25 protein-coding genes, 1 tRNA gene and 1 riboswitch are annotated in these 21,887 nt (G+C 70.2%); of the genes, 10 read left to right on the plus strand and 16 right to left on the minus strand.

The features are described from left to right. The first annotated feature begins 68 nt into the window (after positions 1-68). Both ACWCQ6_RS06520 and ACWCQ6_RS06525 read left to right on the plus strand, forming a co-directional pair. On the plus strand, positions 69-380 hold the full coding sequence (locus ACWCQ6_RS06520) for an ArsR/SmtB family transcription factor (RefSeq protein ID WP_399329624.1): 312 nt from the start codon (positions 69-71) through the stop codon (positions 378-380). A 94-nt stretch (positions 381-474) separates the two neighbouring features. Continuing rightward, the gene (locus tag ACWCQ6_RS06525; protein WP_451086055.1) at positions 475-1,695 is read left to right on the plus strand and encodes an MFS transporter; all 1,221 of its coding nucleotides are present in this window, start codon (positions 475-477) and stop codon (positions 1,693-1,695) included. Positions 1,696-1,726: 31 nt separating this feature from the next. On the opposite strand, the gene ACWCQ6_RS06530 is transcribed toward ACWCQ6_RS06525, so the two are convergent. Further along, positions 1,727-2,536, minus strand: coding sequence for a hypothetical protein (locus tag ACWCQ6_RS06530; protein ID WP_451086057.1), 810 nt, complete (start codon positions 2,534-2,536; stop codon positions 1,727-1,729). 181 nt (positions 2,537-2,717) lie between these two features. Here ACWCQ6_RS06530 and ACWCQ6_RS06535 point away from each other — a divergent pair, with 181 nt between their 5' ends. Then, a complete protein-coding gene (locus tag ACWCQ6_RS06535; RefSeq protein WP_451086059.1) occupies positions 2,718-3,299 on the plus strand; it encodes a DinB family protein in 582 nt (193 codons plus the stop codon). A gap of 259 nt (positions 3,300-3,558) precedes the next feature. Beyond that, a complete protein-coding gene (locus ACWCQ6_RS06540; RefSeq protein WP_451086061.1) occupies positions 3,559-4,428 on the plus strand; it encodes a hypothetical protein in 870 nt (289 codons plus the stop codon). Between the two features lie 313 nt (positions 4,429-4,741). Here ACWCQ6_RS06540 and cpt read toward each other — a convergent pair whose 3' ends face one another. Then, entirely contained in the window at positions 4,742-5,263 is a 522-nt protein-coding gene (cpt, locus tag ACWCQ6_RS06545) for a chloramphenicol phosphotransferase CPT (RefSeq protein ID WP_451086228.1), read from the minus strand. A gap of 209 nt (positions 5,264-5,472) precedes the next feature. Here cpt and ACWCQ6_RS06550 point away from each other — a divergent pair, with 209 nt between their 5' ends. Then, the gene (locus ACWCQ6_RS06550) at positions 5,473-5,820 is read left to right on the plus strand and encodes a hypothetical protein (RefSeq protein ID WP_451086063.1); all 348 of its coding nucleotides are present in this window, start codon (positions 5,473-5,475) and stop codon (positions 5,818-5,820) included. Between the two features lie 111 nt (positions 5,821-5,931). Here ACWCQ6_RS06550 and ACWCQ6_RS06555 read toward each other — a convergent pair whose 3' ends face one another. Then, positions 5,932-6,519 carry a TetR/AcrR family transcriptional regulator gene (locus ACWCQ6_RS06555; protein WP_072484088.1) on the minus strand — a complete coding sequence of 196 codons (588 nt, stop codon included), beginning with the start codon at positions 6,517-6,519 and terminating at the stop codon, positions 5,932-5,934. Then, on the minus strand, positions 6,516-8,018 hold the full coding sequence (locus ACWCQ6_RS06560; protein WP_451086066.1) for an MFS transporter: 1,503 nt from the start codon (positions 8,016-8,018) through the stop codon (positions 6,516-6,518). Before ACWCQ6_RS06560 ends, ACWCQ6_RS06555 begins: the two co-directional genes overlap by 4 nt. 194 nt (positions 8,019-8,212) lie before the next feature. Between ACWCQ6_RS06560 and ACWCQ6_RS06565 the strand changes: the two genes are divergently transcribed. Beyond that, on the plus strand, positions 8,213-8,515 hold the full coding sequence (locus ACWCQ6_RS06565; protein ID WP_451086068.1) for a hypothetical protein: 303 nt from the start codon (positions 8,213-8,215) through the stop codon (positions 8,513-8,515). Between the two features lie 103 nt (positions 8,516-8,618). Here ACWCQ6_RS06565 and ACWCQ6_RS06570 read toward each other — a convergent pair whose 3' ends face one another. Beyond that, positions 8,619-10,001: a DUF445 domain-containing protein gene (locus ACWCQ6_RS06570; RefSeq protein WP_451086070.1), complete on the minus strand. Its 1,383-nt coding sequence runs from the start codon at positions 9,999-10,001 to the stop codon at positions 8,619-8,621. Between the two features lie 146 nt (positions 10,002-10,147). On the opposite strand from ACWCQ6_RS06570, the gene ACWCQ6_RS06575 reads away from it, so the two are divergent. Further along, complete coding sequence (locus ACWCQ6_RS06575; protein ID WP_451086072.1) at positions 10,148-11,398, plus strand: SGNH/GDSL hydrolase family protein; 1,251 nt, start codon at positions 10,148-10,150, stop codon at positions 11,396-11,398. Positions 11,399-11,544: 146 nt separating this feature from the next. Here ACWCQ6_RS06575 and ACWCQ6_RS06580 read toward each other — a convergent pair whose 3' ends face one another. The 4 genes from ACWCQ6_RS06580 to ACWCQ6_RS06595 form a co-directional block, all read right to left on the minus strand. Then, positions 11,545-12,237, minus strand: a complete 693-nt coding sequence (locus ACWCQ6_RS06580) for a DUF1707 SHOCT-like domain-containing protein (RefSeq protein ID WP_451086230.1) — start codon at positions 12,235-12,237, stop codon at positions 11,545-11,547. Positions 12,238-12,298: 61 nt separating this feature from the next. After that, positions 12,299-13,285: an ABC transporter ATP-binding protein gene (locus ACWCQ6_RS06585; RefSeq protein WP_451086074.1), complete on the minus strand. Its 987-nt coding sequence runs from the start codon at positions 13,283-13,285 to the stop codon at positions 12,299-12,301. A gap of 32 nt (positions 13,286-13,317) precedes the next feature. Continuing rightward, on the minus strand, positions 13,318-14,178 hold the full coding sequence (locus tag ACWCQ6_RS06590) for an ABC transporter permease (protein WP_451086232.1): 861 nt from the start codon (positions 14,176-14,178) through the stop codon (positions 13,318-13,320). Positions 14,179-14,215: 37 nt separating this feature from the next. Continuing rightward, positions 14,216-15,016, minus strand: coding sequence for an ABC transporter permease (locus ACWCQ6_RS06595; RefSeq protein WP_451086076.1), 801 nt, complete (start codon positions 15,014-15,016; stop codon positions 14,216-14,218). A 181-nt stretch (positions 15,017-15,197) separates the two neighbouring features. Between ACWCQ6_RS06595 and ACWCQ6_RS06600 the strand changes: the two genes are divergently transcribed. Next, positions 15,198-17,615 (plus strand): transglycosylase domain-containing protein, encoded by a 2,418-nt coding sequence (locus ACWCQ6_RS06600; protein ID WP_451086078.1) that lies wholly within the window; start codon positions 15,198-15,200, stop codon positions 17,613-17,615. On the opposite strand, the gene ACWCQ6_RS06605 is transcribed toward ACWCQ6_RS06600, so the two are convergent. The 3 genes from ACWCQ6_RS06605 to ACWCQ6_RS06615 all read right to left on the minus strand — a co-directional run bounded on the left by ACWCQ6_RS06605 (position 17,609) and on the right by ACWCQ6_RS06615 (position 18,833). Beyond that, positions 17,609-17,929 (minus strand): DMT family transporter, encoded by a 321-nt coding sequence (locus ACWCQ6_RS06605; protein ID WP_451086080.1) that lies wholly within the window; start codon positions 17,927-17,929, stop codon positions 17,609-17,611. The genes ACWCQ6_RS06600 and ACWCQ6_RS06605 overlap by 7 nt on opposite strands. Positions 17,930-17,968: 39 nt before the next feature. Next, positions 17,969-18,032: riboswitch (guanidine-III (ykkC-III) riboswitch) on the minus strand. 79 nt (positions 18,033-18,111) lie between these two features. After that, positions 18,112-18,450, minus strand: coding sequence for a GroES family chaperonin (locus ACWCQ6_RS06610; RefSeq protein ID WP_451086082.1), 339 nt, complete (start codon positions 18,448-18,450; stop codon positions 18,112-18,114). A 62-nt stretch (positions 18,451-18,512) separates the two neighbouring features. Next, complete coding sequence (locus ACWCQ6_RS06615; RefSeq protein WP_451086084.1) at positions 18,513-18,833, minus strand: DUF3618 domain-containing protein; 321 nt, start codon at positions 18,831-18,833, stop codon at positions 18,513-18,515. Between the two features lie 128 nt (positions 18,834-18,961). On the opposite strand from ACWCQ6_RS06615, the gene bcp reads away from it, so the two are divergent. Both bcp and ACWCQ6_RS06625 read left to right on the plus strand, forming a co-directional pair. After that, positions 18,962-19,429 carry a thioredoxin-dependent thiol peroxidase gene (bcp, locus tag ACWCQ6_RS06620; RefSeq protein WP_451086086.1) on the plus strand — a complete coding sequence of 156 codons (468 nt, stop codon included), beginning with the start codon at positions 18,962-18,964 and terminating at the stop codon, positions 19,427-19,429. 113 nt (positions 19,430-19,542) lie between these two features. Then, positions 19,543-19,617: transfer RNA gene (locus ACWCQ6_RS06625), tRNA-Leu, on the plus strand. A gap of 47 nt (positions 19,618-19,664) precedes the next feature. Here the strand turns inward: ACWCQ6_RS06625 and rdgB are convergent. The 4 genes from rdgB to ACWCQ6_RS06645 all read right to left on the minus strand — a co-directional run bounded on the left by rdgB (position 19,665) and on the right by ACWCQ6_RS06645 (position 21,874). Then, a complete protein-coding gene (gene rdgB, locus ACWCQ6_RS06630; protein WP_451086088.1) occupies positions 19,665-20,267 on the minus strand; it encodes an RdgB/HAM1 family non-canonical purine NTP pyrophosphatase in 603 nt (200 codons plus the stop codon). 21 nt (positions 20,268-20,288) lie between these two features. Beyond that, positions 20,289-20,681, minus strand: a complete 393-nt coding sequence (locus ACWCQ6_RS06635; protein WP_451086090.1) for a hypothetical protein — start codon at positions 20,679-20,681, stop codon at positions 20,289-20,291. A gap of 102 nt (positions 20,682-20,783) precedes the next feature. After that, positions 20,784-21,521: a ribonuclease PH gene (rph, locus tag ACWCQ6_RS06640; protein WP_451086092.1), complete on the minus strand. Its 738-nt coding sequence runs from the start codon at positions 21,519-21,521 to the stop codon at positions 20,784-20,786. 119 nt (positions 21,522-21,640) lie between these two features. After that, positions 21,641-21,874 carry a glucose PTS transporter subunit EIIB gene (locus ACWCQ6_RS06645; protein ID WP_451086094.1) on the minus strand — a complete coding sequence of 78 codons (234 nt, stop codon included), beginning with the start codon at positions 21,872-21,874 and terminating at the stop codon, positions 21,641-21,643. Positions 21,875-21,887: the final 13 nt, after the last annotated feature.

Below are 21,887 nucleotides of genomic sequence, written 5' to 3' on the forward strand. Positions count from 1 at the left end.
ATTTGACTCGACGCTACATATCGCGAAAGCTAGATGCGTAACCTGGAGGCCCCCGGAGAGGTGGAGCGATGGACCCGCTGGCCGTGCACAAGGCGCTCGCCAATCCGGCACGCCTGCAGTTCATGCAGTGGCTGAGGGAGCCGGAGAAGCATTTCGACGAGGACTCCTACCGGCAGCAGGGGCTCGGCTTCCACATCGGCGTGTGCGTCGGCGACATCCAGAAGCGGTCCGGGCTGGCACAGTCGGTGGTGTCCGGCTACTTGCAGACCCTGAAGGACGCGGGGCTGCTCACCTCGGAGCGCATCGGCAAGTGGACGTACTACCGACGCAACGAGCCGGTGATCGCGGAGTTCGCCGCGCACGTCCGCGACGAGCTGTAGACCGGGGCCCCACCCCGACCCCTCACACGCACTCCCACTCGGCGCCTCGATGCATCTACTTTTCTAGATTTAACGAAAGGTAACGACCGTTCCGATGAGAAAGACCTCCCTCACCGTTCTGGTGCTCGCCCTCGGCGTGTTCGGGATCATCACCACCGAGATGGGGATGGTCGGCGTGCTGCCCCGCGTCTCGGCCGAACTCGGTGTCACACCGTCCGCCGCCGGCTGGCTCGTGGGGGTGTTTGCCCTGGTCATCGCGGTGACCGGGCCGTTCACAACGCTGCTTGCGTCCGGTGTCGACCGCAAGAAGGTGCTCGCCGCCGCGATCGCGGTGTTCGCGCTGTCCAACGCCGTCTACGCGCTCACCACGCAGTACGAGGTGATGCTCGCCTTCCGCGTCGTTCCCGCCCTCTTCCATCCCGTGTTCTTCGCGGTCGCGCTCGCCACCGCCGTGCGGCTGGTGCCCGCGGAGGACGCGACCCGCGCCACGACGACCGTGTTCGCAGGGGTCACCGTCGGCTTCGCGCTCGGTGTGCCGTTGACCTCGTACCTCGCCGGACATCTGTCGCTCGCTTCGGCCTTCTGGTTCGGCGCACTCGTCAATCTGATCGCGTTCCTTGGCATCCTGCGGTTCGTCCCGTCGATGCCGGTTGCTGAACGATCGTCGTACGGAGCCCAGTTGAGCGTTCTCAGGCGGCCCCGGATGTGGCTGACCATCGCCTCCGTCGTCCTCGTCTTCGCGGCGATGTTCTCGGTCTACGGCTACTCCGCCGAGTACCTGGGGCAGGTCACGCACATGGACGGTACGTGGGTCAGCGCCATGCTGATGGCGTTCGGCATCGTGATGGTCCTCGGGAACTTCGCCTTCGGCAGCCTGTTGCGGCGCAACCTCGTCGGCACGGTGGTCGCGTATCCGGTGCTGTGTCTGCTGGTCTACGTCCTTCTGTACGCCGTCGGCCCGTTGTTCGCACCGATGGTTCCGGTGGTCCTGGTCTGGGGTGCCGTGCACTCGGGCGGGCTGATCGTGAGCCAGAGCTGGCTGGGGCGGGACGCGAGCGATGCGCCCGAGTTCGGGAACAGCCTCTTCATCTCGTTCTCCAACCTCGGTATCACCGTCGGCACCGCCGTCGGCGGCTGGGTCATGGCCACGTACGGAGCCCGTCAGCTCGCCTGGGCCGGAGTCGGGTTCGCCATCGCCGCTCTGATCGCGACGGTGCTGCGGCTGGGTCTGGAGCGGGGGCGGGATCGAGACGGTGAGCGGCAGGCCGTGTCGCCCGGCCCGAGCGAACAGGCGCTCGGGGAGGTGGGGGCCTGACGCGACCCGCTGAGGAGAGGGGGCGGTGCGCCTACAGGGCCCGACCCTCCGTGTCGATCCGCGTCCAGGGGCCGCTGTAGGAGCTGTCCCCGGCATTCTCGATCACCTCGGCGACACCGTCCCGGAACGGTCGCACGCCGAGAAACCGCTCGCCCATCGGGATGCGCCAGCGGCCTCCCGCATCGATCAGACCGTAGGCGTAGGACGTGCCTGACTGGTCCTCGACCCAGCTCAGCTCCAGGTCGGGCGTGCTGTACGGGAGACGGTCGGCCGCACCGGATTCGAGTGAGTAGTCGAACAGCCGGTGCGGGTCGGCCGCCCGGCCGGGCGCCACGCCCTCCCCGCATCCGGGCTCCGCGATGCGCCGCTCCAGTTCGCCGAGCGCGCTCGGCAACCACTCGGTGAAGCTGCCCATGTGTTCGACCACAGCCGATCCCTCGATCAGCCACACCCCGTCCTCCGCCAGCGCGTAGCCGCTCACGTCGGACAGGTCGTAGCCGGCGAAGAAGGCATGGCGGCAGACGGTCGGCCCGCTCCCGGTACCTGTCGGGAAGCCGTGGTCGTCGTCGTACACCGTGGTCGACAGCACGGCCATGGGGTCGGGCGGCAGGAACGACATGCCCTTGCGGTCGTAGTAGTCGAAGCCCAGCACGGGATAGCCGGCCTCCGCAACGAAGGCGAGGTAGTCGACGGGCAGCAGGTGCTCCACCCGGGCTCCGTGAGGGTGGTCGGCGGACCGCGCCCAACGCAGGTCGGCGGGGGCGTACTCAAGCGCCCAGGCCAGCCCCTTCGAATGGAGCGACTTCTCGAACTCCCGCCAGCGGGCCACTGCTTCGCTCATTTCGTCCTCCACATCCAGCTGTCCGTTCTGATGTCCCGTGGATGGTAGGCGGCGCCACCGACAGCGGATTTCCTCGCCGCACCGGTCAATGCGGCGGCGTTTCCCCGCGGCGGTCTCCCACGGATGCCCGACAGCCGAACCTAGGGTTGTGGGCCGGATCCTGACGGAAGGGGAACACCCCATGGCAACGACGAGCACCACCGACGACGCTCGGGCCGGGGAGCGCGAGGACCTTCTCGCGATCGTCGCCGATCAACGCACCAACTTTCTCTACGCCCTCGCGGACATCGACGAGGACCAGGCCCGGCTCACCACCACTGTCAGCGAGCTGACACTCGGCGGCCTGGTCAAGCATCTCGGTGAGGTTCAGCGAACCTGGCTCGCGGTGGTCGAAGGCACGGCGCCCGCCGAGGTCGGCTGGGCCGACCTCGATCCCGACGGCACCCGCATGACCGAGAGCGAGACTCTGGCCGGGCTGCTCGACGCCTTCCGGGCAGCGGCCGCAGAGTTCGACCGCACGGTGCGACAGGAACCCGACCTCGATCGGCTCGTCACCCTCCCCCAGTACCCCTGGTCACCGCCGGAACCCATCGAGTGGACCGTCCGTCATGTGCTGCTGCATGTCTTCCGCGAGATCGCACACCACAGCGGGCACGCGGACATCGTCCGTGAGGCCCTGGACGGCGCCAGCACGACGGCACGCATGGCAGAAGCGGCTGCACGCGGTGGGCAGGGGGAGGGCGCGGCGGACGGAGTGGGCTGAACGGACTCGCACCCGGCGGCGTTGCCGGATGCCGGGTGCTCGATGTCTCGCCGATGCACGGGTGCCCGGTACGGCCAAACGAGTGGCTCCCGGACCAACTCCGCGGCACACCGAGGCATCGTTCAGCAGACTGGCGGCCGGTGCTGACGGTGCTTCGCGGAACGCCGTAGTTGACGGGCGATTTCCGGCCACAACACAACACCCCTTACCCTGCGATACATCGGTCACCAACGGTCGGCCGGGACAGAAGGGCGACAGCATGACCTCCGAGACCAGCACACTGGTCACCATCGATGCCACAACTACCTTGCTGGAGGCGGAACTTCCGCTCCTTGAGCAGCACCAGCAGAGCCTGGAGAAGGAACTCGCGACCGTCACCGAACGTCTGGAGTCGATCCGGACCGCACTGACAGCACTGCGCGCACTGTCGGCCTCCCGCACTCCCGTCCTTGCTCCCTCCGCGAGCGCGGTGGCGGAGCCGAAGGCGGCGGAGCCGGGCGAGACGGAGGACGCCGAGGCCGACACTGCGAGCGTTCCCGCTGCCAGGATTCCGCAGCAGGCGCAGGGCCCCGTCGACTCCGTCGTCTCCCCCGCATCCGACGCCCAGGCAGATGCCCCGCAGGAGCAGGCCGCTCCCGCCCCCGCGCGCCGCACCGCCGCCCGCAAGGCGCCCGCCGCGCCCAAGGGCCGCAAGCAGGCCGCCGCCAAGCCGAGGGCCCAGCGCGGCCAGGCCAAGAAGGCCGAAGCCGCCAAGCCCGCCGAGGAGGCCAAGGAAACCAAGGGCGCCAAGGAGGCGGCCAAGTCCGCCGCGCCGGTGAAGGCGACCAGGACGGCCAAGGCGACGACCAAGGCCGCCAAGCCCGCCAAGACCAAGGCGCCGAAGAAGGCTGCAACCTCCACGACCGCCGTACCGGCCGTCGACGACAGCGGCAGCCTCACCGAGCTGACCATGAAGGTGCTGGCCGCGTCCGGCGACACCCCCGTCCGCGCCCGTGACGTGACGAAGGCCCTGGGGCGTGAGCTCACCCCCAACGGCATCAACACCGTTCGCAGCACGCTCGACCGGCTGGTCGCCACCTCCCGGGCCCACCGCGCCGGCCGGGGCCTCTACCAGGCCCCCGTTAACTAGCCGTTCAATAAAAGGAGTTCATTGGATACCCGGTTCTGCCACCTCGGCGGGACCGGGTATTCGTTCGTTGTGGCGGGGAGTTCGTTCGCAGGTTGCCCGCATGTCTTCAAGACTGCGGCTGGAAGAGGTCACACCGGACAACGTCGAGGCCGCACGATGCCACGCGGTGCTGTGATGGGGTGCGCTGTGAAGTGCTGCGTGCGTAGTGCTGTGGCCGGAAACGATCTGTGGAGCGGCGGGAGCGTACCTTCATGGCGCGGCGGGAACGTACGTCGGCGGGCAGCGGGAACGTACGCCCGTGGGGCGCGTCCGGTCAGCCCAGGTGGGCCGCGATGACCCGCGCGCACTCCATGGACCCGCTCCGCGTCGTGTCCACCTCGATGTCGTACGTCACGCCCTGGTGGACCAGGTCCGCCTGTGCGGCCGCCATGCCCGGGATGCGGTCGCCCCGCGCGATCTCACGGGCGGCGGCGACGGTGCTCTCGCACCGGACACCGACCCACAGCACCCGGACCCCGCCGAGCGCCTCCCGCCACCGCTGCTGGGAGGCCGCGCCGCCGAGGAACACCTCGTCGACGATGACCCCGGCTCCCGCGCGGGCCATCGCGACGATCCCCTCGATCCACGCCGTCTCCAACGTACGGAACTCGGGGCCGACGACCACCTCGCCGTCCGGGGCGAACTCGATGCCCGCGTCCGACTCGCGCATGGACGCGGGCATGGCATCGATCAGTGTGTCGACGCCGAAGGTCAGCCAGGGGTCCGGCAACACCGTCTGAAGGCTCCGGGCGATCCCGGACTTCCCCGAGCTGGAGCCGCCGTTGAGCACGATCATCTGTGTCTTCACCGGGCCACACTAGGGCCTGCCAGCGGACCGTTGCGGTGGTGCGGTCAACACGGTGGAACCGGCCTCTGACCCACTTGGCCGTCGGCAGAACCGTTTCGGCAGTTCCCGTCCGGGTGACGGCACCTCGTATTCGGCAGTAACCGCAGGTCAGCAGCGCAAGCTTGGGGCGTTCCCGATCCCGTACAAGGAGTTCCCCCATGCGTCTTCGTTCCACCGTTGCCGCCGCCCTCGGCGCGCTCGCGCTCATTGTCGCCGTGCCGGCCTCGGCCGGTGCGGCCACCGGAGACTTCAGGTACACCTACACCGGCCTCGACGGATCGCCTCAGTTCGGCTTCCTCGTCGACCCGCCGAGCCGGATGTGCATCACCCTGCCCGAGGTGGCCGACCCCTCCTCGACCAACCCCGCCCACTCCCCGTGGAACTTCACCGACTCCAGCGCGACGGTCTTCACCGGCCCCGACTGCGAGGGCGCCTACTTCACCCTCCGGCCCAACGGGGGCCACGCCTCCGAGCGGCTGAAGCTGCGCTCGGTCGTCTTCAGCTGATCCCGCCGCACCCCGCGACCCCCACCCCGGTACGAGCCGCCCCGCGCTCGTACCGGGGTGGTGTCGTATGCCAGCGGCTCAGGTCAAGGGGTGTCGATCGGGGACTGCCGGTCAAGGGCGGTCGATCAGGGACTGCAGCGCGGGCGCGTACAGGTCCGCGATGTGTTCGGGGGTGGCGTCCGCGCCGGCGCCCTCGCGGTGGAGGCTGAGGGTGGCGCCGAGGCCGAGGAGGTGGCCGGCGATCAATTCGGCGCGCAGGGCGCGTTCGCGGCCGGGGAGGCGGGCGGTCAGGGCGTCGGTGACCTGTTCCTGGAAGCGGTCGCGCAGCAGGGAGCGCTCGTCGCGGTTGCCGAGCGAGAAGACGACCCGCAGCAGCGGGTCGGACTGCAGTTCGCGGCGGCGGTTCACCAGCGTCACCACCATGTGGCGGCCCAGCACGCCGAGCGGGGCGTCGAAGAGTTCCGCGGCGGCGGGCCCGAAGTCGGCGACGGTGTTGAAGAGTTCTTCCTTGCGGCCGAAGTGTTTGACCACCAGGGACGGGCTCACTCCGGCGTCGGCCGCTATCCCCCTGATGGTGACCTCGGCGTACGGGCGCTGGGTGAACGCCCGGCGGGCCGCGCGCAGGATCGCGTCCCGGCCGGTGCCCGGGTCGGCGGCGGGCCGGGCCGGAGCCGGTACGGTGGCCTGGCCACTGGTCATGCGCCCTCCTGGATCGGCATCGTCCCCACATCGTCCTTCCGGTCGGCGGGGACGTCACGGTGCTCTTCGACCGTACCCGTCGCGGGTGTCCGGCCGCCCGGCAGGAGCAGGGTGACCAGCAGCGCCGCGAACGCCACGCCCGCCGCGATCAGGAAGACCAGCTGGTACGCGTGGAGCGTCGGGGCCGTTCTGCCGCCCACCCGGAAGGTGATGTTGGCGAGGACCGCGGCCACCGTCGCGCTGCAGAAGGCCTGTCCGATCGACCGCATCAGTGTGTTGAGGCCGTTGGCCGCGCCCGTCTCGCTCACCGGGACACCGCGCATGACCAGCGCCGGGAGTGCCGAGTACGCGATGGCCGTGCCCGATGCGACGACCGTCGCGCCGGCGATGATCAGCCAGAGGTTGTGGCTGGTGAAGTACCGCACCACGTAACCGGCGCCGATCACCCCGGCCGCCAGCGCCAGGCTGACCTTCGGGCCGTGCTTCGCGGAGATCCGCGCCGAGACCGGTGAGAGCGCCACCATCATCACGCCGCCCGGCAGCAGGCAGAGGCCGCTGACGACGAGCGAGGCACCGAGCCCGTACCCCGTCTCCTTCGGCTCCTGCACCATCTGCGCGGTGACCAGGGAGTTCGCGTAGAAGGCGAAGCCGATCAGCAGGGCGGCCACGTTGGTGAGCAGGACCGCCGGGCGGGCCGAGACCCGCAGGTCGACCATGGGCGACGCCACCCGGAGCTCGTAGACGCCCCAGAACAGCGCCACGACGACGGCCGCCACCAGCAGGCCGACCGTCCGGGCCGAGGTCCAGCCCCAGTCGGCGCCCTGGGTGACCGCGAGCAGCAGACAGACCAGGGCCCCGGAGAGGCCGAGCGCGCCGAGGGCGTCGAAGCGGCCACGGGTGCGCACCGGCGATTCCGGTACGCACCACAGCACCAGCACGATGTCGATGAGGCCGATCGCGCCCGAGACCCAGAACATCGTGTGCCAGTCGAAGTTTTCGACGACGAGGGCCGCGACCGGCAGCCCGACCGCCGCGCCGATGCCGAGCGTCGAGCTCATCAGCGCGACGGCGGACAGCACCCGCTCGGGCGGGAGTTCGTCGCGCAGGATGCTGATGCCCAGCGGCAGGACGGCGAGGGCGGCACCCTGCAGGGCGCGGCCGGTGATCAGCACCCCGATGTGGGAGCTGACCGCGCACAGGACCGAACCCAGCACCAGCACCATGAGCGAGGCGACGAGCACCCGCCGCTTGCCGTACATGTCGCCGACCCGGCCCAGGACGGGCGTGAAGACGGCGCCGGTGAGCAGGGTGACGGTGACCAGCCAGCTCGCGGCGGCCGGGGACGCGCCGGTCAGGGCCGGGACGTGCGGGAGCAGCGGGACGACGATCGTCTGCATCACCGCGACCACGACACCGCAGAACGCCAGCACACCGACGGCGAAGCGGGGGCGCGGCGCCTCGGTGGCGGCGGTGGCCGGGGCGGGTATGTCCGCGGGCATGGCTCTCCGTACGGTGCTCGGCGGCAGGGCGTGGTGCGGGGGTGCAGGGAGAAGCGGCGCAGGGGTGCACGCGCGTTCACCCCAGGGTAAACGCTTGTGCACCCCCTCGGCGACCGGAAACCCGGGCGTCGCGTTAGCCTCGAAGACCCGGGCTCCGCCCGGACGACACGAACGAGAAGGCGAAGGTGGCTGCAATGGCGAAGGTTCCGGCAGCGGCGGTGGCGGCGAGCGGGCTGGTCGGCGGGTACGCCGTGGCGCGGTGGACCAGGAAGCGGCCACTGGGCGGGGTCGCCCTCGCCGCCGCGGGCACCGTCGCCGCGTACGAGTGGAACCGGCAGGCCGGGCCGCGCGCCGCCGCCGGGCTGACCGCGGCGTATCTCGCCGCGTTCGCCGGTTCGCACCCGCTGGCCAAGAAGGTCGGCGCCTGGCCCGCCGTCTTCACCGTGGCGGGCGGCATGGCCGCCGCGTCGTGGGCGGTCACCCGCCGGGCCGCCTGAGCCGCGCGTACGGGAGTCGCGACGGACGTACGGATTCGCGTACGGAAGCACGGGAAAGGGCGGGGGCTCCGAGAGCCCACGCCCTTTCCCGTGCTCTGCCGCGCTACGCCCCCAGCGCCCACGACACCGTGTAGATCAGCAGCCCCGCCAGCGCACCCACCACCGTGCCGTTGATCCGGATGAACTGCAGGTCGCGGCCGATGTGCGCCTCGATCTTCCGCGACGTCTGATCCGCGTCCCAGCCGGCGACCGTGTCGCTGATCAGCGAGGTGATCTCCTCGCGGTACGTCGTGACGACATAGACCGCCGCGTCCTCCAGCCAGCCGTCCAGCTTCGCCTGGAGCCGGCTGTCGGTCGCCAGCCGCGCCCCCAGCGACATCAGTGAGGCCCGCGCCCGCAGCCGCAGCTCGCTCCGCTCGTCCTCCGCCGCCGCGATGATCATCGTGCGTACGGACGACCAGGCCGAGGCGATGACTTCCTGGACCTCGCCGCGCCCCAGGATCTCCGACTTCAGCCGCTCCACCCGGGCCCGGGTGTCCGAGTCCGTCTGGAGATCGGCCGCGAAGTCCGTCAGGAAGGTGTCGATCGACGCGCGCGCCGGGTGTCCCGGCATGTCCCGCATCTCCGTGACGAAGCGCAGCAGCTCCTTGTAGACCCGCTCCCCCACCCGCTTGTCGACGAACCTCGGCGTCCAGCCCGGAGCCCCGCCCTGCACCGCATCCATCACCGAGTCGCCGTGCAGCACCAGCCAGTCGTGGGCACGTACGCAGATCAGGTCCACCATCTTGCGGTGGCCGCCGTCGGCGACGATCTTCTCCAGCATCTTGCCGAGACCGGGCCCGATCTCCGCCGCATTGGCCCGCCGGGTGATCGCCTCGCCCACCACGGCCTGCACATCGGAATCCCGCAGAACCCTCAGGGCACCGCGCAACGCCGTCGACAGCTCGGCGGTGACCCGGTCCGCGTGCTCCGGCTCGGCCAGCCAGGCGCCGAGGCGGCGACCGACACCGAGCCCGTGGATCCGGCCCCGCACGACGTCACCGGCGAGAAAATTCTCACCGACGAAGGAACCCAGGGAGGCCCCGAGCTGGTCCTTCTTGGTGGGGATGATGGCGGTGTGCGGGATCGGCAGGCCGAGCGGACGCTTGAACAGCGCCGTGACGGCGAACCAGTCGGCCAGCGCGCCCACCATCCCCGCCTCGGCGGCCGCGGCGACGAAGCCCGGCCAGCCGCCCACACCCGCGTTCTTCGCCCAGGTGGCGAGTACGTACACCAGCGCGACCAGCAGGAGGAGACCCGTGGCCGTGGTCTTCATCCGGCGCACCCCGCGCCGCTTCTCCTCGTCCGCCGCGGTGTACGCGAACGAGGCGAGCGGAGCAGCCCGGCCACCGGGCACGGGACGGGCCGCACCCGCCGCCTGCTCCCCGGCACGCTCCTGCTGCCGTGCACCCGGCTCCCCGGGTCCGGTCCGATCGATCCGTTCCATCCGCTCCACCCGTCCGCGTACGCATCGCCCCCGGTGTCCCGTACGCATTGTCCCTACCTGACCTACTCCCGGGCCGCGTGTCGAGTTCCCGATGCCCTGCCCCATCATGGGACCAGTCCAATTGATCATGAGGAGAAACACCGCCCATGCCCAGGCGCCAGGGGTACGCCCTGCTCATCGCCCTCGTGGCGGGCACCGCCGCACTCGCCGCCGCCGTGGCGTTCGTCGGCCCCCTGCTGTTCTCCGGCTCCGGCTCCCGGCCGGAGCAGATCACCGCACCCGACCCGCGCTCCGCGGCCCGTGAGCCCGCCGCCCCTGCCCACTCCACGGGCCTGTGGGCCGCCACCTGGACGGCGGCTCCCGTCGCCGGGGTGGCCGACTCCTCCAACGGCAGCGCCCTGCACCAGCGCACCATCCGTAACGTCGTACACACCAGCATCGGCGGTGACGCGGCCCGCATCACCCTCTCCAATGTCTTCGGCACCCGTCCGCTGGTCGTGGACCGCGCCACCGTGAGCGGTCGCCCCGTGACCTTCCGGGGCGCCGGCAGCGTGACCGTCGCGGCCGGCGGGCAGGTCGTCAGCGACCCCGTGGCCGTCCGGGTCGCCGCCGATTCCGATCTGGTGGTCACCCTGCGCACCTCCACCGCCGAGGGGCCCGTCACCGTCCACGGACGCAGCCACCAGACCTCGTACGTGGAATCCGCGTGGGGCACCCGGCGGACCGAGGACTGGCGCTACCTCACCGCCGTCGACGTGCACACCCGGGACGCCGCCGGAACGATCGCCGTGTTCGGTGACTCGCTCACCGCGGGCACCGGCTCCACCCTCGACACGAACAGCCGCTGGCCCGATGTGCTCGCCGACCGGCTGGGCGGAAAGTACGGGGTGGCCAACGCGGGCATCGCCGGCAACCGGATCCTGCGCGACGGAAGCGGCGAACGGGCGAGCGCCCGCTTCGAGCGTGACGTACTGGACATCGCCGGAGTGAAGACCGTGGTCGTCGCGCTCGGCATCAACGACGTGCAGCGGTCCCCCCAGGAGACCGACCCGCAGCGCATCGCGGACGCCCTGCGGTCCCTGACCCAGCGTGCCCACGCACACGGACTGCGGGTCGTCGGGGCGACGCTGATGCCGTACGAGGGGTATCGCACCTGGACACCCGCGGGCGACGGCGTACGGGAACAGGTCAACGCGCTGATCCGGGCGGGCGGGATCTTCGACTCCGTCATCGACTTCGACGCGGCGGCCCGTGACCCCCACCGCCCGACCCGGCTCCGCCCGGCCTGGGACAGCGGCGACCATCTCCATCTGAACGACGCGGGCTACCGGAACCTGGGCTCGCTGGTGGACCTGACGGCGCTGGCCCCCGAACGGCCCGGGTCCGACCAGCTCTGACGGGCCCTTCGGCAGGCAGCGCCCCGGGGTCCTCCCGGGGCGCTGCCCCGCTCAGACCGACGGGCCCTTGGGGGGTTGGGAGAAGGAGCGGGGCTGGGTGCGTGCAGCTGCAAGGCGGAAGAGTGAGACAGATGGGGTCCCCCGGCTCAGTCCGACCGGCCCTTCTCCAGCCGACCGCGCCCGCGCTCCCGGTCCACCTCCCGCAGCCGCTCCAGCTCCGCGTCCCTCAGCCGCTGCTTCTCCGCCTTGCTCCGCTTGCGCTCCACACCGACGCCGCCCATCAGCGCGAGCCCGGTGATCCGCACCCGCGGGGAGTCCGGCGACGGGACCCCGTCGTCCTTCGTGCGCTCCCCGAAACCGCCCATGATGCCGACGCCCCGGACCTCGACATCCAGCTCCGGCGGAACCGTCACCTGCATACCGCCCATGATCGCGAAACAGCGGATGACCACTTCGCGGTCCTCGAAGTTCGCCTCGCGCAGATCGATCTCACCGCCGCCCCACATCGCGAACGCCGTGAACTTCCTGCCCACCGTCCAGTTCCCCCGGCGGCCGAAGCCGCCCCAGATCGCGAACGCGCCGCTGGACGTGGCGGGCTTGCCGATCCGGTCCGCCCACCGCTTCTGCGATCCGGTCCGCGCCACGGCCGCCCCCACCGGGGCAACCGCCGCGCCCGGCGCCGGAAGATCGCGCACCAGCGGTTCCAACTCCCCGTGCGTACGGGCCTTGTAGGCCGCTTCGAGCCGCTGCTCGAACTCCGCCATCTCCAGCCGGCCCTCGGCAACCGCCTCGCGCAGGGTCTCGGCGACACGCTCGCGCTCGGCATCGGAGGCACGCATCTCCGGAAGGTCACTTGTCATACCGCGCAGCCTATTGAACGTCCGCGCGGACATCACAGCCCTACCTGCCGGTGGCGGACTCATACATCTTCGCGATCACGGCCTCGATGTCAGGCTCCCTCACCGACAGGTCGACCAACGGGTAGTCCGCGGCGATCCGGGCGACCAGCGGGGCGGCCGATTCCGAGGCCGGGAAGGCCAGCCACTGCCGCGGCCCCTCCACCTTCACCGTACGGACCGAAGGTGCCGACTCCAGCCGGATCGGAGGAAGTTGACACTCCAGGTCGACCACCAGCGTCCGTTCGCTCTCGCCTACCTCGTGCAGACCGGCAAGGACACCGTCATACATCAGCCGGCCGTGGTCGATCACCATCACCCGCTTGCAGAGCTGCTCGATGTCCGTCAGATCATGGGTCGTGAGCAGCACCGTCGTACCGCGTTCGGCGTTCAGATCGCGCAGGAAACCACGGACCTTGGACTTGGAGACGACATCCAGCCCGATCGTCGGCTCGTCCAGGTACAGCACCTCGGGATCGTGCAGCAGCGCCGCGGCGATGTCACCGCGCATCCGCTGACCCAACGACAGCTGGCGTACGGGGACGTCCAACAGATCGCCCAGATCGAGCAGTTCGACGCAGCGATCCAGATTCGCCCGGTAGCGCGCGTCGGGGATCCGGTACATCCGGTGCATCAGACGGTACGAGTCGCGCAGCGGCAGGTCCCACCAGAGCGTGGTGCGCTGGCCGAACACCACACCGATCCGGTGCGCCAGCCTCGTACGCTCCCGGGAAGGGTCGATGCCCGCCACCCGCAGCCGACCGCCGCTCGGGGTGAGGATGCCGGTCAGCATCTTGATCGTGGTCGACTTCCCCGCGCCGTTCGGGCCGATGTAACCGACCATCTCGCCCCGCGCGACACGGAAGCTGATCGAGTCGACCGCCCGCACCCGGTGGCGCTCACCGCGCATGAAACCGGTCTTGCGACGCACATCGAAGACCTTCTCCACATTGTCCAGCTCGATGAATCCGGTGGGGGATTCCGCGTCCATGTCCGTTGCCCTGCCTCGTTCGTTGTTGTGGATCAACTTCCTGTACTGCGGTACGCGCGCAGGCCCGCGCGCCAGGCCAGACCGGCCGGCAGCCAGAACAGGCCCGCCACCACCGGGGGCAGGAACGCCACCCAGTCCGGCACGCCCAACGGATACTCCCGGCCCAGCACGTACAGCGCGGGCAGCCAGTTCACGAAGGCCAGCGGCACCACGAACGTCACCCCGCGCACCAGGTCCTTCGCGAAGACCGACGGCGGGTACTGGAGCAGTGTGTTGCCGCCGTACGTGAAGGCGTTCTGCACCTGGGCGGCGTCCTGCGCGACGAACTGGAACGCCGCCCCGGCCACGAACAGCGCCCCGAAGATCGCCGCCCCGCTCAGCAGCATCAGCGGCACCATCGCCACCTTCAGCGGCGTCCACTCGATGTCCAGCGCCACCAGCGCGTACCCCAGCACCAGCACCCCCTGGAGCACCCGTCCCAGCCTGCGCAGCGCGAACCGGTCCGCCGCCACCTGGGCGAGCACCGGGACCGGCCGCACCAGCAGCGTGTCCAGCGTGCCGTCGCGCACCCGCCGGCCCAGCCGGTCCATCGAGCCCAGCAAGAGATCGGCGAGACCGAACGCGGTGCCCGACACCCCGTACAGCAGGGCGATCTCGGGCAATGTGTAGCCGCCCAGCCGGTCCACGTGCGAGAACATCAGCAGGATCGCGACGAAGTCGAAGGCGGTCGCCGCGAAGTTCCCGAACATCGTCAGGGCGAACGAGGCGCGGTACGCCATCGTCGAACGCAGCCACATCATGGCGATCAGTCCGTACGCCCTGACCCCCTCGACGAGCCGCGGCTGTCGGGCGAACACCTCCTCGGGCCAGTTGGCGGGCCGGCCGCCGGACACGTCCGCCGCCCCGGCCACCTCCACCGCACCGGTCGGTTCAGCCACCCTGGACCACCACCCTCCGCGTCGCCACCGTCTGCACCATCCGCCCCACCAGCAGCAGCGCCAGCGCCCAGCCGCCCTGGAAGGCGTACGCCCGCACCAGCTCCCACCCCGGGTACTTGCCGAGGAACACATCGACCGGCACCTGGAGCAGCGACGACCACGGCAACATCCGCGCGACGTCCCCCAGCACCCCGGGGAACAGCGTCAGCGGGAGCAGCATCCCGGAGAAGAACATCCCGGCCAGCCAGGCCATCTGCGCCATCCCCGCCCCGTCCAGCAGCCAGAAGGCGGAGAGCGCCACCAGATAGCGGATCGCGAAACTGACCACGACACCGAGCGCCACCGACACCAGGAAGGCCAACCAGACCCCCGGCGAGGAGGGCAGCGCCAGATCGAAGGCGAGCGAGCCCACCAGCATCGGCACGATGCCGCGCCCCAGCAGATGGAAGGCGGCCCGGCCCAGATCACCCGCGAGCCACCACAGTTGGAGATCGGCGGGCCGGTAGAGATCGACCGCGACGTCGCCGGTGCGGATCCGCTCGATCAGCTCGTCCTCGAAGCCACCGCCCATCATGGAACAGGTCATCAGCAACGCCTGCCCCAGCCAGACATAGCTGAGCGCCTGGGACATGTCGTAACCGCCGAGCTGTGGCCGCTCGTCCCACAACGCCACGTAGGTGTACGCGAGGATGAACCCGAAGACGGTGTTGGTGAAGACTCCCGCCGCCGTGGCGGTCCGGTAGGTGGCGAAGCGCCGGAACTGTCCCGCCGCCACCACCGCGTAAAGCCGCACCGCATGCACCCCCATCGCCCGGGTGCCCAACGGCTCAGGACACCAAAGCGCATGACCCTAGTCCAACGGTGACGGCCGCCGCGACCGGTTTTCGGGGACCGATCCGGGGTCGATCCGGTGCATATTCCGAAGAAAAGGGCACTATGGGGGAACTGACCGCGGCCGAGGAGTCTGCACGGAAATGAGCGACGAGCCACAGCAGCCGAACGGGGAACACGAACCCCGGGGCTGGGCCCCCAGGGATCCGGCCGCCCACGGCAGCGCCGGTGCGTCCGGCGGAGCGTCCGGCGATCCCGGCGACGGAAGCGGGAGCGGCAAGGCGAAGAAGTCCGGGCGGTCGGGGCGCACCGGATGGCGCCGCGCCGTCCCCACCTGGCGGATGGTCCTCGGTGCCGTCCTCTTCGTCGCAGTGCTCCTGATCGGCGGCTTCATCGCCGGATACGCACTCGTCGACATCCCGGCCGCCAACACCAGCGCCACCGCGCAGTCCAACGTCTATCTCTACAAGGACGGCAGCGTCCTCGCCCGCTCCGGCGAGATCAACCGGGAGAACGTCAAGCTGGCGCAGGTGCCGCTCACCGTCCAGCACGCCGTCCTCGCCGCGGAGGACCGCGACTTCTACTCCGAACGGGCCGTCGACCTCCAGGCCATGGCCCGCGCGGCCTGGAACACCCTCACCGGCAAGGGCAAGCAGGGCGGCTCGACGATCACCCAGCAGTACGTCAAGAACTACTACCTCGGCCAGGAACAGACCCTCGTCCGCAAGACCAAGGAGTTCTTCATCGCGGTCAAACTCAACCGCGAGCAGTCCAAGGAGCAGATCCTGGAGGGCTACCTCAACACCAGCTACTTCGGCCGCAACGCCTACGGCATCCAGGCCGCCGCCCAGGCCTACTACTCCAAGGACATCGGCGGCATCACCACCGCCGAGGGCGCCTATCTCGCCTCCCTGCTCAACGCCCCCAGCGCGTACGACGTCGTCGTCCATCCAGAGAACAAGGACGCGGCCCTCGGACGCTGGAACTACGTGCTCGACGGCATGGTCAAGGAGAAGTGGCTCGGCGCGGACGAACGCGCGGCGATGAAGTTCCCCGTGCCCGGCAAGGTCAAGCCGCCCACCGGGCTCTCCGGACAGCGCGGTTACATCGTCCAGGCCGTCGAGGACTACCTCACCGGCAACGACGTCATCGACGAGAACACCCTGGCCACCGGCGGCTACCGGATCACCACCACCCTGGAGAGGAAGAAGCAGGACGCGCTCGTCAAGGCCGTCGACGACAATGTCATGTCCTACACCAGCCCCGACCGCGCAGCCGACCGCGACGTCCGTGTCGGCGCGGCGTCCATCGACCCCGGCACCGGCCGGGTCGTCGCCATGTACGGCGGCATCGACTACACCAAGCAGTACGTGAACAACGCGACCCGCCGCGACTACCAGGTCGGCTCCACCTTCAAGCCCTTCGTCTTCACCTCTGCCGTCGCCAACGGCTCCACCACCCAGGACGGCCGGCGCATCACCCCCAACACCATCTACGACGGCACCAACAAGCGCATGGTCCAGGGCCCGGACGGGCCCACCGGATATGCCCCCGCCAACGAGGACGACATCAGCTACGGGCCCATCACCGTCACCACCGCCACCGACAAGTCCGTCAACGCCGTCTACGCCCAGATGGCCGAGGACGTCGGACCGGACAGGGTCAAGCAGACCGCCATCGACCTCGGCCTCCCGGAGAACACCCCCGACCTCACCGCGTACCCGTCCATCGCGCTCGGCGTCTCCACCGCCAGCGTCCTGGACATGACCGAGGCGTACGCCACCCTCGCCAACCACGGCCGGCACGGCGCGTACACCCTCGTCGAGCGGATCAGCAAGGACGGCGAGGACCTCGCGCTCCCCGACACCGGACACACCGAGCAGGCGGTCAGCCGCCAGGCCGCCGACACCACGACCTCGATCCTCCGGAGCGTCGTCGAGGGCGGCACCGGCACCGCCGCCCAGGGCGCCGGGCGCCCCGCCGCGGGCAAGACCGGCACCGCCGAGGAGGACAAGGCGGCCTGGTTCGCCGGCTACACCCCCGACCTCACCACCGTCGTCGCCGTCATGGGCCAGGACCCCGAGACCGGCGTGCAGAAACCGCTGTACGGGGCACTCGGACTGGCCCGCATCAACGGCGGTGGCGCACCGGCCCAGACCTGGGCCCAGTACACCGAGGCCGCCCTGCGTGGCACCACGGCCACGGACTTCGACCTCGAACTCGAACCCGGCGCCGAGGTACCCGCCTCACCCACCGCCGAGGAAACCGGCCCGCAGGACACCACATCGCCCTCGGAGACCATCTCCAGCACCCCGCCGTACAGCCCCGGAAGCACCCCGCCGGGCGAGCCGTCGCCCCCCGGGTTCAGCGAACCGGGCACCGGCAACACGGACACCGGCAGCACGGACACCGGAACCCCGCCCGAAGGCACCACGGACAACGACGGCGGTGACAACGACGGCAGCGGTTACGGTGGCGACCCCCGCGGCGGTGACAACGGCGGCTGGGACGGCTACGGATTCCGCCCCGGCCCCCGGGGCACTCCCGTCCCGCGTCAGTGACCCGAGGTCACCTTCAGCCCGACGACGGCGACCAGCAGCAGACAGATGAAGAAGATCCGGGCCGCGGTCACCGGCTCGTTCAGCACCACCATGCCCAGCACCGCCGCACCGGCCGCACCGATCCCGACCCACACCCCGTACGCCGTACCGATCGGCAGCGTCTTGGCCGCATGGGACAGCAGCACCATGCTGCCCACGATCCCGAAACCCGTGAACACGCTCGGCCACAGCCGGGTGAACCCCTCGGTGTACTTCAACCCGATCGACCAGGCCACTTCCAGCAGACCGGCGACTATGAGCAGTACCCAGGCCAAGACGGCACCTCCGACGAGACAGAACAGACGGACAGAACAGGTGCGTCGTCTTTTCGAAGCCCGGTACGGCGCGTCTCGTCGGGTGCCCCCACCGTAGCAAAGAACATGTAAAAGGCCTGGTGACGCCGGTCACCAGGCCAAGCACCCACAGCTGCGGGCAGGGGTTGCCGATCGGGCGGGGGCTACAGATACAGTCCGGTCGAATCCACCGAGCCCTCGAACCGGTCCGCCGCCACCGCGTGCAGATCCCGCTCGCGCATCAGCACGTACGCCACACCGCGCACCTCGACCTCGGCGCGGTCCTCGGGGTCGTACAGCACCCGGTCGCCCGGCTCCACCGTCCGTACGTTCTGGCCGACCGCGACCACCACGGCCCAGGACAGCCGGCGGCCGACCGCGGCCGTCGCCGGAATCAGAATGCCGCCACCGGTACGCCGCTCGCCCTCGGGCGTATCGGACCGGACCAGCACGCGGTCGTGCAGCATGCGGATGGGCAGCTTGTCGTCGGTGTTCTCGCTCACGCCCCGCAACCTACCTGCCCGCCGCGTCCGCGCGCCCCTCCGGGGGTGCACGGACAGCGACATCAGCCCTTCCGGCGTCGCCTCGACGCCACGACCAGACCCACGGCACCCACCGCGAGCAGCGCCGCCGGAATCACCCGCTCCAGCCGCGGGGTCCCGTCCTCCGACACGAACTGTGCCTTCACGTCCGACACCGTCCGGTTCACCGCGACAAAAGCCCGCCCGGCCGTCCGGTCCACGGCCTCGGCCGCCTTGGCCTTCGCATCACCAATGATCGTATTCGGGTGCACCCGCACCCCGATCTCATCGAGCACCACCGCGAGCTGCTCGCGCCTGCTGATGATGTCCGCCTCGATCTGCGCAGGGGTCCTGGCATCCGACACTGCGCCGCCTCCGTGGTCGTCGTCCGGTAAACCTTCATCGACAGTCTGTCAGCTCGACCGCCCGCGCACCCGGCGGCACCCCTATTACGCTCGGTCCCGTACACCCCACGTGCCACCTGAGGAGAACCATGAGCGAGCGACTCCAGCCCGGCGACACCGCCCCCGCCTTCACCCTGCCCGACGCCGACGGCAACGAGATCTCGCTCGCCGACCACAAGGGCCGCAAGGTCATTGTCTACTTCTACCCGGCCGCCCTCACCCCCGGCTGCACCAAGCAGGCTTGCGACTTCACCGACAAGCTGGAGCTGCTCGCCGGTGCCGGATACGACGTGATCGGCGTCTCCCCCGACAAGCCCGAGAAGCTCGCCAAGTTCCGCGAGCAGGAGAACCTCAAGGTCACCCTGGTCGGCGACCCGTCCAAGGAGACCCTTGAGGCATACGGCGCCTTCGGCGAGAAGAAGCTCTACGGCAAGACGGTGACGGGCGTCATCCGCTCCACGGTCGTCGTGGACGAGGAGGGCAAGGTCGAACGCGCCCTCTACAACGTCAAGGCCACCGGCCATGTCGCCAAGATCATCAAGGACCTCGGCGTCTGAGCCCGGTTCTGCCCGCCCCGGGAATGCCCTGCGCCGAGGGGACAGCGCCCGAAGCGCCTTTTGACGCCCCCTCCCGCCGGCTCCGGGTAGCACGGTAGCCTTGGTCGCGTTCTGCGCCCGTACGCCAACTGGTGAGCGGCGATCTTTAGGTGGTCGTGTTTGTGTCGGTTCGAATCCGACCGGGCGCACCGGAAACGACGGATGCCTGGCCCTCCGGGGCCAGGCATCCGTCGTTTCACCCCACCAACTCCCGCACCACCGGCACCAGTGCCCGGAACGCCTTGCCCCGGTGGCTGATCGCGTTCTTCTCCGCCGGGCTCAGCTCCGCACAGCTGCGGGTTTCACCCTCGGGCTGGAGGATCGGGTCGTAGCCGAAGCCGTTGGTGCCGGACGGGGTGTGGCGCAGGATGCCCGTCAGACGGCCCTCGACCACGCGTTCCGTGCCGTCGGGGAGGGCGAGGGCGGCCGCGCAGGCGAAGTGGGCACCGCGGTGGGGCGCGTCGATGTCGGAGAGCTGGGCCAGGAGCAGGTCCAGGTTGGCCTTGTCGTCGCCGTGGGTGCCGGCCCAGCGGGCGGAGAAGATGCCCGGGGCGCCGCCGAGCACGTCCACGCAGAGGCCGGAGTCGTCGGCGACGGCGGGGAGGCCGGTGGCCTTGGCAAGGGCGTGAGCCTTGAGCAGGGCGTTCTCGGCGAAGGTGACGCCGGATTCCTTGACGTCGGGGATGTGCGGGTACGCGTCCGCGCCGACGAGCTCATGGCTGAGGCCGGCGTCGGCGAGGATCGCGTGGAGTTCGGTGATCTTCCCGGCGTTGCGGGTGGCGAGGATGAGGCGGGTCATGTCACCCAGTATCGGGGGTGGTCAGGGCGTGCAGACCTTGCCGATCTCCGCTGCGGCATCGGTGACCGGGGTGATGTCGGGGGTGGCATCGCCCTTGTCGATGGAGTCGCGGACGTTGCCGACGCCCGCCTGGAGGTCGTCCACGGCCTTGCCGAGGTCGGCGTTGTCGGTCTTGTCGCCGAGTTCGCCGAGTGACTTCTCGATCTCGTCGAGGGCTTCGGATGCCTGGGTGGGGTCGCCGGCGGCGTTGGAGACGGCCTGCTGGAGATTGTCGACGCTGGTGGCGATGGCGTCGGCGGTGCGGACGCAGTCCAGCGCCTTGTCGACGGCGCCGCAGCCGCTTGCGGCGGTGAGGGCGAGGGCGGTCAGGGTCAGCGCGACGGTGATGCGGCGGTGGCGGGTGGCCTTGGCCATGGTGCGGTTCCTCCCCGGATGCGGATGCGCGGACGGGCGCACGGTTCGACCCGTGCGCCCGTGTTCGTAACGACGCGCTGTGGTGCCTGCTCGGTTGCTTCTCTACTCGCCCAGGGTGCGGGCGAGGGCCTCGTGCTGGATGACGGTCAGCTCCGCGCAGCCGGCCGTGGCGAGGTCGAGGAGGGCGCCGAGTTCCTTGCGGTCGAAGGGGGTGGCCTCGGCGGTGCCCTGGACCTCGACGAAGCGGCCGTCGCCGGTGCAGACGACGTTCATGTCGGTCTCGGCGCGGACGTCCTCCTCGTAGCAGAGGTCGAGGAGGGGGGTGCCGTCGACGATGCCGACGCTGATCGCGGAGACGGTGTCGGTCAGCGGCTTGCGGCCGTGCTTGACGATCTTCTTGTGCTGGGCCCAGGTGACGGCGTCGGCAAGGGCGACGTAGGCGCCGGTGATGGCGGCGGTGCGGGTGCCGCCGTCGGCCTGGAGGACGTCGCAGTCGAGGACGATGGTGTTCTCGCCGAGAGCCTTGTAGTCGATGACGGCGCGCAGGGAGCGGCCGATGAGGCGGCTGATCTCGTGGGTGCGGCCGCCGATCTTGCCGCGTACGGATTCGCGGTCGCCGCGGGTGTTGGTGGAGCGGGGGAGCATGGAGTATTCGGCGGTGACCCAGCCTTCGCCGCTGCCCTTGCGCCAGCGCGGGACGCCCTCGGTGACGGAGGCGGTGCAGAAGACCTTGGTGTCGCCGAAGGAGATGAGTACGGAGCCTTCGGCGTGCTTGCTCCATCCGCGTTCGATGGTGACGGGGCGGAGCTGTTCGGGGGTGCGGCCGTCGATACGAGACATGGCGTCGACCCTATCGGGTGCCGGGGCGGCGGCCGTTCGGGTGCGGCACAGACCCCGTCCGGCTGGGCGGGGCCTGCACGGTGCCGGGGGCTCGGCTCAGCGGGGGGTTCGGCGGCCGGTCACATCATGTCCTCGATGTCGGCGGCGATGGGGTCGGCGTCGGTGCCGATGACGACCTGGATCGCGCTGCCCATCTTCACGACGCCGTGGGCTCCGGCGGCCTTGAGCGCGGCTTCGTCGACCTTGCCCGGGTCGTGGACCTCGGTGCGGAGGCGGGTGATGCAGCCTTCGATCTCGTCGATGTTCTCGATACCGCCGAGCCCGGCGACGATCTTCTCAGCCTTGCTGGCCATGGCCTTCTCCCTG

The sequence above is a fragment of the Streptomyces sp. NPDC001880 genome, assembly GCF_053594575.1.